Raw genomic sequence first — 296 nt, 5'->3', positions numbered from 1 at the left:
CTTGTAAGAAACGTAAAAGCACTAAACTCCAAATCGATGGTGCAACAGCACAAAGTAAAGAAGAAGCAACATAAATAATAAGAGCGATAATAAGAGGTTTGCGTCTTCCGTAAATGTCACTAATTGAACCAACAAATAATTGTCCTACTGAAAGCCCAAGCAAACAAGCTGTCAATGTAAGCTGTGCAAGAGATGCGCCTGTTTGTAAAACATCTGTTAATTTTGGTAAAGAAGGCAAATACATATCAATAGATAATGGCCCAATTGCCGTAAGTGTCCCTAATACAAGAATCATC

Annotated in this window: 1 protein-coding gene; it reads right to left on the bottom strand. The window is 36.8% G+C overall.

Annotated features, from left to right (window positions below):
- The coding region (locus SB775_RS28640) for an MFS transporter (protein ID WP_410864567.1) at positions 1-295 on the bottom strand (295 nt) is incomplete at its 3' end.
- Position 296 lies beyond the last annotated feature (1 nt).

Source organism: Peribacillus sp. SIMBA_075, from assembly GCF_046534585.1.
Note: the sequence above shows the minus strand (reverse complement) of the source record. Positions and strands in the feature narration are given on the sequence as shown.